The organism is Burkholderia sp. PvR073, assembly GCF_054055695.1.
This window is the reverse complement of the sequence record NZ_JBSRXO010000020.1, coordinates 1-15407: the sequence shown is the minus strand read 5'-3', so window position 1 is coordinate 15407 and position 15407 is coordinate 1. Positions and strand designations below refer to the sequence as shown.

Annotated in this window: 10 protein-coding genes and 1 tRNA gene; 4 read left to right on the top strand and 7 right to left on the bottom strand. The window is 63.6% G+C overall.

Annotation, left to right across the window (positions count from 1 at the left end; all coding sequences use genetic code 11):
* Positions 1-38 precede the first annotated feature (38 nt).
* On the top strand, positions 39-1400 hold the full coding sequence (locus tag ACVK00_RS32890) for an MFS transporter (protein ID WP_166725450.1): 1362 nt from the start codon (positions 39-41) through the stop codon (positions 1398-1400).
* Positions 1387-2436: a lactonase family protein gene (locus ACVK00_RS32885; RefSeq protein WP_284898846.1), complete on the top strand. Its 1050-nt coding sequence runs from the start codon at positions 1387-1389 to the stop codon at positions 2434-2436. Before ACVK00_RS32890 ends, ACVK00_RS32885 begins: the two co-directional genes overlap by 14 nt.
* Before the next feature lie 69 nt (positions 2437-2505).
* On the opposite strand, the gene ACVK00_RS32880 is transcribed toward ACVK00_RS32885, so the two are convergent.
* Positions 2506-3543, bottom strand: a complete 1038-nt coding sequence (locus tag ACVK00_RS32880) for an AraC family transcriptional regulator (protein WP_284898844.1) — start codon at positions 3541-3543, stop codon at positions 2506-2508.
* A gap of 226 nt (positions 3544-3769) precedes the next feature.
* Here ACVK00_RS32880 and ACVK00_RS32875 point away from each other — a divergent pair, with 226 nt between their 5' ends.
* Positions 3770-4882, top strand: a complete 1113-nt coding sequence (locus ACVK00_RS32875; RefSeq protein ID WP_354122996.1) for a fatty acid desaturase — start codon at positions 3770-3772, stop codon at positions 4880-4882.
* A 39-nt stretch (positions 4883-4921) separates the two neighbouring features.
* Here the strand turns inward: ACVK00_RS32875 and ACVK00_RS32870 are convergent, their stop codons facing one another.
* Positions 4922-5542, bottom strand: coding sequence for an HAD family hydrolase (locus ACVK00_RS32870; protein ID WP_228904935.1), 621 nt, complete (start codon positions 5540-5542; stop codon positions 4922-4924).
* A 220-nt stretch (positions 5543-5762) separates the two neighbouring features.
* Between ACVK00_RS32870 and ACVK00_RS32865 the strand changes: the two genes are divergently transcribed.
* Positions 5763-5853: transfer RNA gene (locus ACVK00_RS32865), tRNA-Ser, on the top strand.
* A gap of 436 nt (positions 5854-6289) precedes the next feature.
* On the opposite strand, the gene ACVK00_RS32860 is transcribed toward ACVK00_RS32865, so the two are convergent.
* The 5 genes from ACVK00_RS32860 to ACVK00_RS32840 all read right to left on the bottom strand — a co-directional run.
* Positions 6290-8248, bottom strand: a complete 1959-nt coding sequence (locus tag ACVK00_RS32860) for a DUF3320 domain-containing protein (protein ID WP_354122997.1) — start codon at positions 8246-8248, stop codon at positions 6290-6292.
* On the bottom strand, positions 8175-11897 hold the full coding sequence (locus ACVK00_RS32855; RefSeq protein ID WP_354122998.1) for a DUF4011 domain-containing protein: 3723 nt from the start codon (positions 11895-11897) through the stop codon (positions 8175-8177). The genes ACVK00_RS32860 and ACVK00_RS32855 overlap by 74 nt, the downstream gene beginning before the upstream one ends.
* A 146-nt stretch (positions 11898-12043) precedes the next feature.
* On the bottom strand, positions 12044-14059 hold the full coding sequence (locus tag ACVK00_RS32850) for a sodium:solute symporter family protein (RefSeq protein WP_284898841.1): 2016 nt from the start codon (positions 14057-14059) through the stop codon (positions 12044-12046).
* A 3-nt stretch (positions 14060-14062) separates the two neighbouring features.
* Positions 14063-14398 (bottom strand): DUF4212 domain-containing protein, encoded by a 336-nt coding sequence (locus ACVK00_RS32845; RefSeq protein WP_284898838.1) that lies wholly within the window; start codon positions 14396-14398, stop codon positions 14063-14065.
* A gap of 85 nt (positions 14399-14483) precedes the next feature.
* The coding region (locus tag ACVK00_RS32840) for an AMP-binding enzyme (protein WP_456826983.1) at positions 14484-15407 on the bottom strand (924 nt) is incomplete at its 5' end.

Here is a 15407-nt window from a genome sequence, read left to right as displayed (position 1 = left end):
GGGCCGCCACCCCGTTCGCCGCCCGACCGGAGACACCCTTGACCTCACCCGCCCTGCCCGGCCGCGACCCGCTCGCGTCCGCCGTTTCGAAAGTGAAGTGGCACGTGCTGCCGCTCGTGCTGATCATGTTCATCGCGAACTATATCGACCGCGTGAACGTCGGCTTCGTCGACCGCCACCTCGAAGCGTCGATCGGAATCGGCGCGGCCGCGTACGGGCTCGGCGCCGGCCTGTTCTTCGTCGGCTACGCGCTGTTCGAAGTGCCGTCGAACCTGTTGATGCAGCGCTACGGCGCACGCATCTGGCTCGCGCGGATCATGGCGACGTGGGGCATCGTCGCGGCCGCGATGGCGTTCGTGTGGAACGACACGTCGTTCTATGCGCTGCGCTTCCTGCTCGGCGCGGCCGAGGCCGGCTTCTTCCCCGGCGTCGTGCTGTACCTGTCGCAATGGCTGCCGCCGCAGGAACGCGGCAAGGCGATGGCGATCTTCCTCGGCGGTTCCGCGTTCGCGTCGGTCCTGTCCGGGCCCGTCACCGGCGCGCTGCTGTCGATCCACGGCTTCGGCCTGCAGGGCTGGCAGTGGATGTTCCTGATCGAAGGGATGTTCTCGGTCGCCCTGTGCGGCGCGAGCTGGCTGCTGCTGAAATCGCACATCCGCGACGCGACGTGGCTCACCGCCGACGAACGTGCGGCGCTCCAGAACGCCCTCGACGAAGAGCGCGCGACTCGCGACGTGCGCTCGAAGGTGCACGTGTCGGCCACCACGCTGCTGCGCGACCCGCAGATCATGCTGTTCTGCTTCCTGTATTTCGCGATCCAGCTGACGATCTACGCGGCCACCTTCTGGCTGCCGACGATCATCCGCAAGATGGGCGGCCTCACCGACTTCCAGGTCGGCCTCTACAACACGATTCCGTGGATGATCGCGATCGGCGCGATGTACGGCTTCGCGGTGCTGTCCGCGAAGTGGAAGCATCCGCAGCGCTGGCTGTCGTTCGCACTGGTGCTGGCCGCGTGCGGGCTGTTCGCGTCGACGTCGCACGATCCCGTCTGGTCGTTCGCGTCGATCTGCTTCGCCGCGCTCGGCTTCAAGGCCGCGTCGTCGCTGTTCTGGCCGATCCCGCAGGGCTACCTCGACACGCGCGTGGCCGCGGCCGTGATCGCGCTGATCAACTCGATCGGCAACCTCGGCGGCTTCGTCGCGCCGACGGCATTCGGCTATCTGAAGCAACATACGGGTTCGATCACGGGCGGCCTGTATGCGCTCGCGATCGCGTCCCTCGTCGCGGCGGTCGCCGCGCTGTTCGCGCGCACGCACCGGCGCAGCGATCCGCCGCGCGGCCTGCCGGCCGACGAGTCCTTCACGAACACCGCGATGCTCCGCCATGCCGAACACTGATCGCCTGACCGTCGTCGTCTCGAATGCCGTCGACGGCGACCTCGCCACGTTCTCGCTCACGTCCGACGGCGCGCTCGCGCCGCTCGCCCGCTACCCGGTCGGCGACGCCGCGATGCCCATCGCCGTGCAGCCCGATCGCGCGCGGCTGTACGTCGCGACGCGCGGCGAGCAGCCGACGATCGTCGCGTTCCGCGTCGCGACCGGCACCGGCGCGTTCGCACGCATCGGCGCGACCGCGATCGACGCGAGCCATGCGTACCTGTCGCTCGACCGCAGCGGCCGCTGGCTGCTCGGCGCGTCGTACGGCGGCAATTCGCTGAGCCTCTACGACGCCGCACGCATGCGTGACGGCGACGGTGCGCCGCTGCAGGTCGCGCACGGCATCACGAACGCGCATGCCGTCGTCGTGTCGCCGGACAACCGCTTCGCGTATGTGAGTTCGCTCGGCTCGGACCGGATCTTCACGTTCGCGCTGGTCGAGGATGCCGGCGGCCTGCGTGCGCTCGAACACGGCGAAACGCGCGCGCCGGGCGGCTTCGGGCCGCGTCACCTGCGCTTCGCGCGCGACGGCCGTGCACTCGTCGTGGTCAGCGAATTCCAGGCCACGCTCGCGACCTTCGCCCGCGACACCGACAGCGGCCGCCTCGGCGACGCGCAGGTCAGCACGCGGCACCCGGCCGTCGCCGACCTCGCGCAAGGCCATGCGCGCCCGCCCGCGCCGACCGGGCCCGCCGTGTGGGCCGCCGATCTGCACCTCACGCCCGACGAGCGCTTCGCGTATGTCAGCGAACGCACGTCGAGCCAGTTGCTCTGCTATCGCCGCGCCGCGGACGGCAGCTTCGAACCCGCGCACGCGACGATCACCGAAACGCAGCCACGCGGCTTCGCGATCGATCCGTCGGGACGCTGGCTCGTCGCGTGCGGCGAACAGTCGGAATACGTGTCGGTCTACGCGATCGCGCCGGACGACAGCACGCTGGCGTTGCACGCGCGCGTGCCCGGCGGGCGCGGCGCGAACTGGGTTGCGCTCGTCTGATGGGTCGAATGACCGATGGATCGACGCGGTGCGCACGGCCGGCACCGGATCGCGCCGCCCGGCGCGCCGTCAGCGCCGCTCGCTCGGCGCGACGCCCGTCCAGCGCTTGAACGCGCGCGTGAAATTCGCGCGGTCGGTATAGCCGACCCGCTCCGCGATCTCGTCGACCGGCAGGCGCGTGCCCTCCAGTAACCGGAGCGCATCGCGCAGCCGGATCTCGTCGAGCAGCGCCGAATAGGTCGCGCCGAATTCCGCGAGCTTGCGTTTCAACGTTCGCGCCGATACATGCAGTTCGCGCGCGACGTCGTCCACCGACGGATAGCCGGCGTCACCGCAGATCAGCAGGTTGCGCACGCGCTCGACGATGCTTTCCGCATAGCCGAGCCGCGCGAGCTCGGCCTCGCATTGCTGGACGATCATCTGCGCGGTCTGCGCGTTCGCGGTGCCGATCGGCTCGTCGAGCAGCGCGGCGTCGCAGCGGATACGGTTCGCGCTCGCGTCGAAATGACAGCGCGGCAGCCGGCCGCGATAGCGCTCGAACCACGGCGGCTCGGGCCATTCGAAATGCAGCTCCGCACGCGACTGCAGCGTGCGCCCCGGCGCGGGATCGAGCAGCGAGTTGAACAGGATCGCCGTCTCGACCAGGAAGTTTTCCACCGCGAACTGGCGCAGCCGGCCGAGCGCAAACGCCTCGAGCACGTCGATGTCGACGATCCCGTCGAGCTGCGTGAGCCGCACCGAAAAGAACGGCACGCGTGTCGGCAGGTAGCGGATGCCGAGCGCGATCGCTTCGCCGAGCGTCGCGCAACTCATCAGCCCGAAGCCGATCAGCCCGGATTTCGTCAGGCTGCTGCGCAGGCCGATCTCGATCGCGATCGACGGATCGTTCGTCGCGTCGAGCAGGTTGAACACGATCGCCGCCTGCTGCCGCGGCGTGATGCGTGCGTCGGGCTGTGCGAGCCGGTCGCGCTCGACGCCCGAGCCGGCGAGAATACGCTCGCCCTCGATGCCGCGCTCCTCGGCGAGCATCAGCATGAACAGCGCATACGCGGACGATACCGTCGCCTTGTTCAGCTGGCGCGCGGCATCCGGGGCAGACAGGGCCATGCGGCGGACTCCGGTGCGGTTTCGGCGGATTGTAGCGTCGCTGGCCCGCAATGACACCACGGCGGCACTCTAGCCGCGCGGGGCCGCATCGGGCGCCGTCGCGCCGGCGATCGTGGCCCGAAATGACACCATCATTGGCACCGGCGGCCCTCGTGTGCGCGACGGGGTGCGCCTATGCTTGTCACATCGGCATTGCGCCCCACTCTTTCCGCACGGATTCCGGTCGATGAGCCAACCTGCACGAACCGTCTTTCGACACGACGCCGACAAGGTCGCGTATGTCCGCCGCGAGGTGAACGCCGCGAGCGACGCGATCCGCGCGCGCTTTCCGCTGCTCGACAACCAGAACCTCGTCGGCGCGACCGTGATGGCCGTGTCGGTCAGCGCGATGCTCGCGATCGCGTGGCTGTATGCGCGCGGCGCAATCGCGTGGTACGTCGCGCTGCCGCTCGCCGCGTTCGTCACGTCGCTGATCCACGAACTCGAGCACGACCTGATCCACCTGATGTACTTCAAGAAGACGCCGTGGGCCTATCACCTGATGATGGCGCTCTGTTGGCTCACGCGGCCGGGCACGATCAACCCGTGGACGCGCCGGCGCATGCACCTGCATCACCACAAGGTATCGGGCGGCGAATCGGATCTCGAGGAATTCGGCATCACCAACGGTGAACGCTGGGGCGTGAAGCGGCTGCTGATGATCGCGGACGGGATGCTCGCCGTCGTGTTGCGACCGGATGCGATGCGCCGCAAGGTCAAGCAGTACGTCGCCGCGCAGTCGGTGCAGGATGCGTCCGAACGTGTGCAATTGCGTGTCGAGCAGGTGTCGTCCTACATGCCGATCGGTCACGCGTACTACGCGCTGTGGCACGCGTTCATCGTCTATCACGTCGGGCTGTTCGCGCTGCATGCGTTCGGCCATGCGATCACCGTGCCGGCCGTCGTCGAGCGTGTGATGCACGTCGTCGATTTCCTCGCGGTCGTGTGGCTCGGGCCGAACTTCGTGCGCAGCTTCTGCATCAACTTCGTCAGCTCGAACATGCATTACTTCGGCGACATCGATTCGCGCAACGTGATCCAGCAGACTCAGGTGCTCAACCCGTGGTGGATGCTGCCGTTCCAGCTGTTCTGCTTCAACTTCGGCAGCACGCACGCGATTCATCACTTCGTGGTGCGCGATCCGTTCTACATCCGGCAGTTGACCGCGCGCACCGCGCATGCGGCGCTGCGTGAAGTCGGCGTGCGGTTCAACGATGTCGGCACGTTCGGGCGGGCGAATCGCTGGGGCGCGTATCGTCCGACTCGCGAGATGCGCAGCGTGCAGCGGGCCGACGCGTAACGGCGGCACGCGGAGCAGCTCGGCGCCCGCGTCAGTCCATCAGTCGCCGATCGGCGGCATCGGTCCGTGCCCGCGGATCCATGCCCAGTTCGCGAGTTCGGCCATTTCCTTGTCGCCGCGGCTGTCGCCGTAGGCGAACAGTTTCGCGGGCGCCCGATTTCCCCACCAGCCGCGCAAGCGCACGACTTTCTGCGGGCCCCAGCAGTTCTCGCCGTTCAGCCGCCCGGTGAACCTGCCGCGCTCGAACGCGAGGCGCGTCGCGAGCACCGTGTCGATGCCCGCCGTCTTCGCCCACTTCTCCAGATACAGTGACGGCGACGCGCTGACCAGCACGACTTCGTGCCCGCGCGCGCGATGCTCGCGCACCCGTTCCAGCATGTCCGGACGCACGAGGTTCGGCAGATAGCCGTCGACGAACCGGCGCGCGAGCGCATCGAGCGCGTCGTCGCCCATCGGGCCGAATGCAAACCATGCGAACTTCGCCTTCGCATCGCCGCGCGACAGCAGGCCGGCTTTCATTGCGACGATCCACGGCAGCGCGCGCAGCCCGGCCCACGCGAAGCGCGGCGTGCCGACCGCGTAACGGACGAAATGGCGGAAGCTGTCGGTGGTCGTGATGGTGCCGTCGAAATCGAACGCGGCGACGATGCGGTCAGTCATGGAGAGGCGGAGGAAGCAATGAGATGCCGGGGAAGATAGCAGACTTGGGGCCGGGTGCTGGTCATCCCCGATCACGTCGATCGAGACGATCGTCGCCGCGAGGATCGCGTACAGCTGCACGGACGCGCTGGCCGCGGAAAGCGGATTTCCGGCAGCTTACAGCCGCTCGTCGAAGGGGGTGGCGGGAGGCCGCCGGAGTTTGCTATACTCTTGGTCTTCCGGAGAGATGGATGAGTGGTTTAAGTCGCACGCCTGGAAAGCGTGTATAGGTTAATCGCCTATCGGGGGTTCGAATCCCCCTCTCTCCGCCAGGACACCAGCAAAGACGGGCCTCTCGGCCCGTTTTTTATTTGTACCCGCCAAAGAGCCCATCAATCGTCGGCGTGGCCTGTCGTCGCTCAAATAACACCCATCGAGACTAGCTACATTCCTCTCGATTTCCTTTCGCCCCGTCACAACGATGGACGTTTATGTTCCGCGATAGCGTGCGCAGACGTAGCCAGCTTTGCCTCGTGCCAAAGAATGCCGTTTTCAAGTCGCATGCAAAACTGCCCAACATCTCCGGTCCGGAAGACGCATGAGGCTCGCGGAACTAACAGATGGCCATTCAGAGGCTCGACGTCGACAGGTTTACATAGAAGCAGCCTTGGCATGTGGACTCAACAGATGTCCGCCGCAGAGCAACCGCGGCGGGATATACCAATTCCACCGCGATTAGCCCGGTACGCCGAAATTTCTTCTCGTTCGCTATTGAATCGATCCCCTCGATTGATCTGTGGAGGTCAGCACCCCCGCGACCTCCTTCAATTGCTGTCGAGAAATCAAAGTGTCGACCGCCTGTTCAAGCACGCTTCGTATCTGACTGCTCGTGTTACGGATGCCAAATCCACGCGACACGGCCTGGATAACCTGATCTCGCGTCGCGCCGAAACTCCTTTCAATCAGTTGGAGAGCAGCAACTTCGATCTCCGCCGGTGGCAGCATATCGGCTCGACGGAGGGCGATGGCATTGACCGCTGAACGATCACGAGGCACGGGCACACTGTCAGGCGTAGACAGGAATTCCCCCGATCGCGCGATACGACCTGTCTCGGCTGCAATGTCAATGGATCGCCCGACCGCGTCTTCGATTCGGCCACCGGTCCGCTTCAAGCCCCACGCCTCTCGCATCCGTGTGACGATGTGGTCCCGATGTACCGGGCCCTCGACTTGGACTGCCTGGACCACCAATTCAGTCAGCGCTCCCAGCGGCGCCTCATAGAGTTCTCCGACGAGATGGCTGGGACGCACCAACGTCACTTCTTCATATGGCGCAAAACCGGCGGCGTCTTCTGCGTCGGTCACGGCCTCACGCTCCACATAGGGTGCCTCTGCATCCAACTGCTCCGTTAGCGCAACGTCCTCCTGCAGTTCGTCGAAATCGACCTTGAGAGCCTCGATACGACGAATCAACGCGTCTAATTGCTCGGTTGGACGCTGAAACCAATCCGTACTCCAAATCCGGTGGATGGCCCAACCGTGCTCCTCCAAGATTGTTTGCCGCAGTCGATCGCGATCTCGAGCCGAGCGAGCACTGTGGTAAGCCGCACCATCACATTCGATACCCAACAAAAATCGTCCCGGTCGGTCGGCATCGAGGACAGCCAAATCAATAAAGAACCCGGCCAGGCCCACTTGCGCCTGAACCTCATAGCCTCTCGCTCGGAGCGCGTTGGCCACCTGCGCTTCGAAAATGCTGTCGTGGTCGCGCCCCGTGACCTCCGCCATCGGCAGGCGTCCCGTGCGCGCATACTGGAGGAATATTCGGAACGCGTTTACCCCGGCCCGCTCCGCCGCATAGGCCGGGTCAATATCCTCGTCTGTCAGGGATGCAAACACGTCGCATCGCTGCTTGGCTCGACTAATCAAAACATTCAGCCGTCGCTCACCTCCCGCTGTACCCAACGGACCAAAACGCATCGGTACTCGACCGTTAGGTACAGATCGACCATAGCCGACAGAAATAAAGATGACGTCACGCTCATCACCCTGGACGTTTTCCAGGTTTTTAACGAAGAACGGTTCCGAGCGATGCGCCTTGAAGAAGTCCTCAACCTCTGAGGACAGCCCGCGGCGCAAAAGTTCAAGTTCGTCAATGATGGCGCGACGCTGGGCGGCAGAAAAAGCTGCTACGCCCAGCGAGAGCTTCGGGTACGTACGTGCGTGGGCAATGATCGCCTGTGCCACTGCCTTCGCTTCGATCAAGTTAGTACGCTTATTACCTGCGTCGAACAAACCGTCGTGTATATGGTGAAATCTCAACCCTCGCCCACCCTGCGCTGTATAGGGACTCGGCACGATATAAAGCTTGTTCTCGTAGAACTGACGATTGCTGACCGCAATCAATGACTGGTGGCGGCTGCGATAGTGCCAGCGCAACATCCTCGTAGGCAGGCCACGAGCTGTGAATAAGCCCAGGATGCTCTCGATATCAGCGACCGCAGTCGCTCCATCGTCATCCTCGTCTTCGTTGCTCGAGGTCATCTTGGCAAAAAAGGCGGTGGGCGGCAGTTGCTTTGGATCACCGACCACAACGACCTGCCTTGAACGCGCGATAGCTCCCAAGGCGTCAACGGGCTGGATCTGACTTGCCTCATCCATCACCAGCAAATCGAACTCCATAGTGCCCGGTACAAGGAACTGCGCCACCGACAGCGGACTCATCATGAATACCGGTTTGAGGGCCCGTAGAGCTGGACCGGCTCTCTCCACGAGCTTGCGCAGCGATATATGACCTTTCATTTTTTTGAATCTCACCCCGCAGTACACCAAGCGGGCCCAGCGCACCGCCATCCCGCGGAGGAACGTTCTGGTAACGCGTCCGCACTACTTCCGCACTTGCGGCAACAATCCGCTGCCGATCCAGGGCGACAAATTCCTGCACGAGGCGCCCATGAGTAGCCCCATCAAACCGGGCAAGATCGGGTTCGAGGCGAACCATGCGCGCATAAATCGCTTCAAAATAGGCCATCTCGAACGCGCAAGCCAGCGCTTCCGGTGCCAGTCGGCCATCGTCCAGGCGCGCCACCAAATCGCTGCAACCCTGAGCTCGGGCCCGCGCCGAGCGATCGCGGTAGTTCACCCAGCGAAAGAGCTGTTCATGCTCCTCGCTCCAGCGTCGCAGCCGCCAAACAAGGACATCAAGCCTTGCATCTAGAATCGTGCCGCCAATTGAAGCCTCCAAATCCAATTGGAGTTCGTCAGTCAAAGCCTTAAAGCTCGCCTGGATGAACGCCTGCGATGCCGCCAATACTTCTGCGCGCGGCGTCAAACTCTCTCGTTCGCCTATCCGACCAGCTAAAGCTCGGATATCTGGGTTCTGTCCGATCCAGTCCGCGGCCGACCGCAGCAACGCCCAGTTCGACTGTTCCGCTTGCCACTCACCATCGAAGGCGGCCCGCCCGCACATTAATCCCTCGCGCACTGCTTGACGATCGCATTGACCAGCGACCAACGCCTCCAAGACAGCGCGAATTTCTCCGACGTTGGAGACTCCATCCGGGATTAGCACACGTGCGGCCGAATACGCGCCCGTATATCGCACCGCGAGCTGGAGCAGCGAATCTAAATCGGCACGCTCCACCGCCGCGACTTCGCCAAATACAGGATCCCGGGCTATTCCAAGATCCGCCCATACCTCAATTAGCCCACGTTCAATCTGCTGGCAGACAGACGAGAGTTGCTGAGCACGTGCCGCCACCTCCGTCTTTGCCGGGCTGCGCGCGGCAATCAATCGCGGCTCTGCGCCCAGTCCTTTCAGGGACCGCATCCATTCGACCAACGCCAAGAGCGGCGCTGACTGCGACTTCGCCCCACGCCAATCATCGCCAAACGCGCTACGCCCAAAAGCATCTTCCGCGTCGACAATCTTTTTCGCGTCCTGCCCCTTGGTCAGCGTATCCAGCAACCCCAATACGATGGAAAGCGGCTGATTGGGTGTCGCGAGAACGGATCCGACCAATCGATTGGCCGCACGCCATTCACCACTCAAAAAACGAAAAATGCTTGTGCCACGCGATGCCAATGTCGCACGTGCATGCGCCAAGTTGAGGGACCATGCCGCCTCGGTCAGTTGAACTCCAATGGCGGCCTTGGCGGCTTCATAGTCGGCAATTGCTTGAGCGACCTCTCCGGCTCGCTCGACCCCGCCATCCCACAGATCCGACGCGAATGTTTCCGGGCTGGCAGGCGGCGCAGATGCCACTCGCTCCCCGATACGGGCCAGCGTCCGAAAATCTTCAAACGTGGATCCCGGCTCTCGCCCCAATTGGCGCGCAAGCGCCGCCGCCTCAGTCAGTAAGCGGGGCAGTTCTTCGGATATCCGGGCGAGGCGTTGGAACTGCTCCGCACTAAAAGTCTCGGGAAGCTCCGTGAAGGCACCGAGAGTGTCATCGAGGTTGGTATCCCATGCGTCCTCGACAACTCGTCCGATCAGGGCCTGTCGTTGTACCGCATACCGCTGACCCAGCTCGAGCAGATGCAAGATCGGATCTGGGGTTTTCCAACTGTCATGTCCCAAGGCAGACGCGGATAGTTTGGGTGCCTCCGCGATGCGCTTGAGCAGTTCCACCATCGGAGGAAGATCGGACAATCGAAGCGGCGGTTCCAGTTCCAAGAGTTCGGCGACAGCGTCGAACTGCTGCTGCTCTGCCAAGACCCGTTCAAGTAGCTGCTGAACACGCGCGACCAAACGCTCAGCATCCATCGGTGAGATCGCAGCCAATCCCACTCCTACCCAAGCATGATCGGCCGGCCGACCAATCTCTGTCACACGACTCGCCAAATCTGCCAGTAAATCCTGTCGCGCAGCGAAACCATCCTTACCCCACTGCTCCGGACTCTCTAGTTGAATGTCATTAGGACGCTCGCCCTGTTCGCGCAAACGAACCAAGTGACCAATGACCTGGAACGGTGATAGCTCCGATTTCGAATCGACGGTATGCAAATTCCTTGCATGGGTGTTGAGGCTGTCGCGCGCCTCAGTCAGACGCGCGAAAAGGCTTCCCGGGTCTGCAACCTTGGGAGCACCCAATTCCCACGTGCGCCGCAACTCATCCAACACCGCGCGCTTGTTGGCCTTGTTACTGTGCAGCTCCAAGCAAGCGTCGCCGACGCCTTTGTCATCGAGACGGCGTTTTACCACATCCAACGCGGCCATCTTTTCGGCCACAAAGAGTACGCTCTTTCCGTCCTTGACTGCGGCAGCGATGATGTTGGCGATCGTCTGGCTCTTACCTGTCCCCGGTGGCCCTTGGATGACTAAGTTTTTACCTCGCCGCACTTCATGGATCGCTAGTGCCTGTGAGCTGTCGCAATCAAGAATGTGGAGCATTTCAGATGGAGGAATCAACGCATCGATGTTAGCGTCCTCGTGTGCGAGGTCCTCGCCACCAGCAAATCCGTCCGCCAACAGCGAGCGGACCAGCGGGTGGTCACCTATCGCGGCGCCCTTGGGCCAAACCGCTTGATCCAGATCCCGATACATCAAAAACTTAGCGAAGGAAAAAAATCCCACCGACATCTGGTCGGGGAATACCTCCCACCCATCCTTCGTCTCAACGCTCTGCCGAACCAACTCCATGTAGTCGAGCGGATTGAACATGTCGCTCGCCTCAAAAGTTGGCATACGGAGCGCATGCACTCGGTCGAGATAAGCTTCAAGGGAAAGGTTGGACGCAAAGTCCTCCTGTCTTGCCTTTAGATTGAAGCGTTCACCGGCATTGCCTCGATCAAGCTGAACAGGAACGAGTAGAAGTGGTGCGTAACGCGTGTTCTCTGCATTGTTGGGATCGACCCATTTCAGGGCGCCCATCGCCAAGAAGAGTACATTGACACCCTGCTCCTCCTCCAACGTGCGTGCATCCAGATAAAGTTCCAAGAGACGCTTCTGGAGACCCTTGCTGGTCAACCGGGTTTGCAGGCGAGTGTCGGTGTGTCGTCGCAAGACACCCCGCTCGTCCGTGCTGTCATCTTCTGGCTGGGCCAATTCCTCGATTTCATCGGGTTCGACCAGTACTTGTTTCGAACCTTCGTCAGATTCCGAATTCTTGGTCTCTACGGCGCGTCCCGCCAAAAAGGTGAAAGTTTTCCCCTCTCGGACCAGCAACCGAAATATCTCACCGACTTTCTCATCGATGATTTCGATGAAGCGGCTTCCCCGTGCACCCCGTGGCACATTAAGCAGGCGGTTGCGTGCGGATAAATCGAGCAATTCAACCCGCGCTCGCTCCAGTTTTTCGGCGAGCGGCAAGTTACTCTGGAAAATAGATTGATCTTCACCTGCCGCAGACGCGACTTGCCCCTGTACTGGTTCCATGACTTCCCCCGGTCATTTCTTGCCTTCTCCTCGAAGGCATTCTATTCATTGACAGACACTATAACTCTCTATGAAATATACGAGCAGGACGGACGCAGACTGATGGCTATTTGCGAACCAAATACGATGTTGCCCGCACTCTCCCCTCACGGATGCCGAATATAATCCACCAACGCCCTTGTATACTCATCCGGCGGCCGATCGAGCAGACTGACCACGATCGCCACCACAAACCCCGCCGGCACCCCGAACACACCTGAACTGATCGGCTCGATCCCGAACCACGTCCGCCCCGCAAATCCCGTCAACTGCGTGAAATAGGGGTACGTCGACACGATGTAGTACACGCACACCGCAAGCCCCGTCACCATCCCGGCGATCGCACCGCGCGTCGTCGTACGTTTCCAGAACACCCCCAGCACGAGCACCGGAAAGAAACTGGACGCCGCGAGCGAAAACGCCGCACCGACGAGAAACAGAATCTTCCCCGTATTGAGCGAGGCGACATACGACGCGAACAGCGCGACGCCGAGCAGCAGCACCTTCGAGACGGTCACGCGCCGCTGGCTCGATGCGTCGGGCGCGACCATGCAGTAATAGACGTCGTGCGACAACGCATTCGCGATCGTCAGCAGCAATCCGTCCGCGGTCGACAGCGCCGCGGCCAGCGCACCGGCCGCGATCAACCCCGACACGACATACGGCAGCCCCGCGATCTCCGGCGCGGCCAGCACGACCATGTCCGGTTGCATCTGGATTTCCGACCAGTGGACGATGCCGTCGCGAATCACCTCGACGATGCTGATCAGGTCCGGTTCGAAGTGATGCCACTGCGTGACCCACGCGGGCAGCTCGGCGATCGGCCGCCCGACGAGGCTGGTGAGAATCTCGTACTTGATCATCACCGCCAGCACCGGCACGCTCAGGTAGAACAGCGCGATGAAGAACAGCGTCCAGCCGACCGAGCGCCGCGCGGACGCCACCGACGTCGTCGTGTTGTAGCGCGTGAGGATGTGCGGCAGGCTCGCGGTGCCGAGCGACAGGCACAGCAGCAGCGCAAGGAAATTCCGCTCGCGCGGCTTGCGCTCGTCATCGCTCGCGGCGGGAAACGGCTCGTGCATCGGCACGGGCGGCTCGGCGCGCGCCAGCAGGTCGTCGCGCGCCTGGGTCCAGGTCACGCGCGCTCCCGTCGGGTCGCGCGGGAAGTCGGCCAGCTCACGCTCGCGCTGGTTGATCTCGCGCAGCGGCCCGTTGTGGCGCCGCAGGTCCGCAAGCTGGTCGACGAGTTGCCGGCGAGCGTCCGCATACGATCCGGGCAAGCGATCGAGCTGCACCTGGACGAGCGCGGCCTGCCGGCGATACGCATCGCGCACCTGCTGCTCCTCGGCCGCGTCGCGCACCTGCGCCTCGCGCGCCGCCACGCGCTCCATCACCTTGCCGTAATTGAACTGCGGCACCGGCCCGAGCCCGTTCTTCATCGCGATCAGCGACACGGGGATCAGGATCGCGCTGATCAGGATGATGTACTGCGCGACCTGCGTCCACGTGACCGCGCGCATGCCGCCGAGAAACGAGCACACGAGAATGCCCGCGAGCCCGCAGAAGATGCCGATCGCGAAGTCGACGCCAATGAAGCGCGTCGCGATCAGCCCGATCCCCTGGATCTGCGCGACCAGATAAACGAACGAGCACAGGATCGCCGCACCGGCCGCAAGCGCACGCACGGCCGTACTCGAAAAGCGCGTGCCGAGAAAATCGGGAATCGTGTAGCGCGCGAGCTTGCGCACGTACGGCGCGAGCAGGAACGCGACGAGGCAGAACCCGCCTGTCCACCCCATCACGTAGGCGAGCGCATCGTAGCCGGTTGCGTAAAGCGAGCCGGCGAGACCGATGAACGACGCCGCCGACAGCCAGTCGGCCGCGGTTGCCATCCCGTTGAACGCGGACGGCACGCGCCGCCCGGCCACGTAGTATTCGACGAGATCGGACGTGCGCGACAGCAGCCCGATCACCGCATACACGGCGATCGGCACGAACAGGAACACGTAGCCGATCCAGACGCCGGAGCCGGCCGCGCGCTCGATCCGCCACAGCAGCAGCACGAAGCCCAGAAAGCCGAGCGTGTAGAGCGCGTACGCGCGAATCAGTCGATGCGTCAGCATGGATCAGCGGGCATGGTGCGGATTGCCCGCGTGCTCGTCGTACGCACGCCGCAGCGCGCGGTCCGCGCGCTGCATCAGGCCGATGTAGACGACGATCAGCACCAGATACACGAGAATCGCGCCCTGCGCGCCGACGTAGAACGGCAGGCTGAAACCGGCGAAGCGGATGCCCGCGAGCGCGGGTGCGAAGAACGGCACGACGAACGACACCGAGAAACCGATCGCCATCAGCACCAGGATCAGCGCGACGTTGAAGCGCCAATAGCGCGCATGGGCGCGCGCGAGCGGCTCGGGAACGGGCGGCGGCGCGGCACGCGCCGGACGGGACGGAACGGTCATGCCGTTATTTAGCAAAAAGCCCCTGCGCGGACAATCGGGATTGCCGCGCGGGGGCTCGTGCGCACGACGTGCGCAACAGGTGCGATCAGCGCACTTCGGCGAGTTGATCGAGGATCGCCGGGTTCTCGAGCGTGGACGTATCCTGCGTGATCGCCTCGCCCTTCGCGAGCGAGCGCAGCAGGCGTCGCATGATCTTGCCCGAGCGCGTCTTCGGCAGGTTGTCGCCGAAGCGGATGTCCTTCGGCTTCGCGATCGGCCCGATCTGCTTGCCGACCCAGTCGCGCAGCGTCTTCGCGAGCGCCGCCGCTTCCTCGCCTTCCGGACGCGAACGCTTCAGCACCACGAACGCGACCACCGCCTCGCCCGTCGTGTCGTCCGGACGGCCGACCACCGCCGCTTCCGCCACCAGTTCATGCGAGACCAGCGCCGACTCGATCTCCATCGTGCCGAGCCGGTGGCCCGACACGTTCAGCACGTCGTCGATGCGGCCCATGATCGTGAAGTAGCCGGTGTCCTTGTCGCGCACCGTGCCGTCGCCGGCCAGGTACAGCCGGCCGCCGAGTTCCTCCGGGTAATAGCTCTTCTTGAACCGCTCCGGGTCGCCCCAGATCGTGCGGATCATCGCCGGCCACGGCCGCTTGACGACGAGGATCCCGCCTTGCCCGTTCGGTACGTCCTGGCCGGTCTCGTCGACCACCGCGGCCATGATGCCCGGCAGCGGCAGCGTGCACGAACCCGGCACCGTCGGCGTCGCGCCCGGCAGCGGCGTGATCATGTGGCCGCCGGTTTCGGTCTGCCACCACGTGTCGACGATCGGGCAGCGCTCCTGGCCGACATGCTTGTGGTACCACATCCACGCTTCCGGATTGATCGGCTCGCCGACGGTGCCGATGATGCGCAGGCTCGACAGGTCATAGCTCTTCGGATGCACCTTGTCGTCGGCTTCGGCGGCCTTGATCAGCGAACGGATCGCGGTCGGCGCGGTGTAGAACACGGTGACCTTGTGATC

What these genes read in the sequence shown, in the direction of transcription:
- ACVK00_RS32885 (WP_284898846.1), top strand. Translation starts at nt 1,387, where the DNA reads ATGCCGAACACTGATCGCCTGACCGTCGTCGTCTCGAATGCCGTCGAC.
- ACVK00_RS32880 (WP_284898844.1), bottom strand. Translation starts at nt 3,543, where the DNA reads ATGGCCCTGTCTGCCCCGGATGCCGCGCGCCAGCTGAACAAGGCGACG.
- ACVK00_RS32875 (WP_354122996.1), top strand. Translation starts at nt 3,770, where the DNA reads ATGAGCCAACCTGCACGAACCGTCTTTCGACACGACGCCGACAAGGTC.
- ACVK00_RS32870 (WP_228904935.1), bottom strand. Translation starts at nt 5,542, where the DNA reads ATGACTGACCGCATCGTCGCCGCGTTCGATTTCGACGGCACCATCACG.
- ACVK00_RS32860 (WP_354122997.1), bottom strand. Translation starts at nt 8,248, where the DNA reads ATGATGAGTCCGCTGTCGGTGGCGCAGTTCCTTGTACCGGGCACTATG.
- ACVK00_RS32855 (WP_354122998.1), bottom strand. Translation starts at nt 11,897, where the DNA reads ATGGAACCAGTACAGGGGCAAGTCGCGTCTGCGGCAGGTGAAGATCAA.
- ACVK00_RS32850 (WP_284898841.1), bottom strand. Translation starts at nt 14,059, where the DNA reads ATGCTGACGCATCGACTGATTCGCGCGTACGCGCTCTACACGCTCGGC.
- ACVK00_RS32845 (WP_284898838.1), bottom strand. Translation starts at nt 14,398, where the DNA reads ATGACCGTTCCGTCCCGTCCGGCGCGTGCCGCGCCGCCGCCCGTTCCC.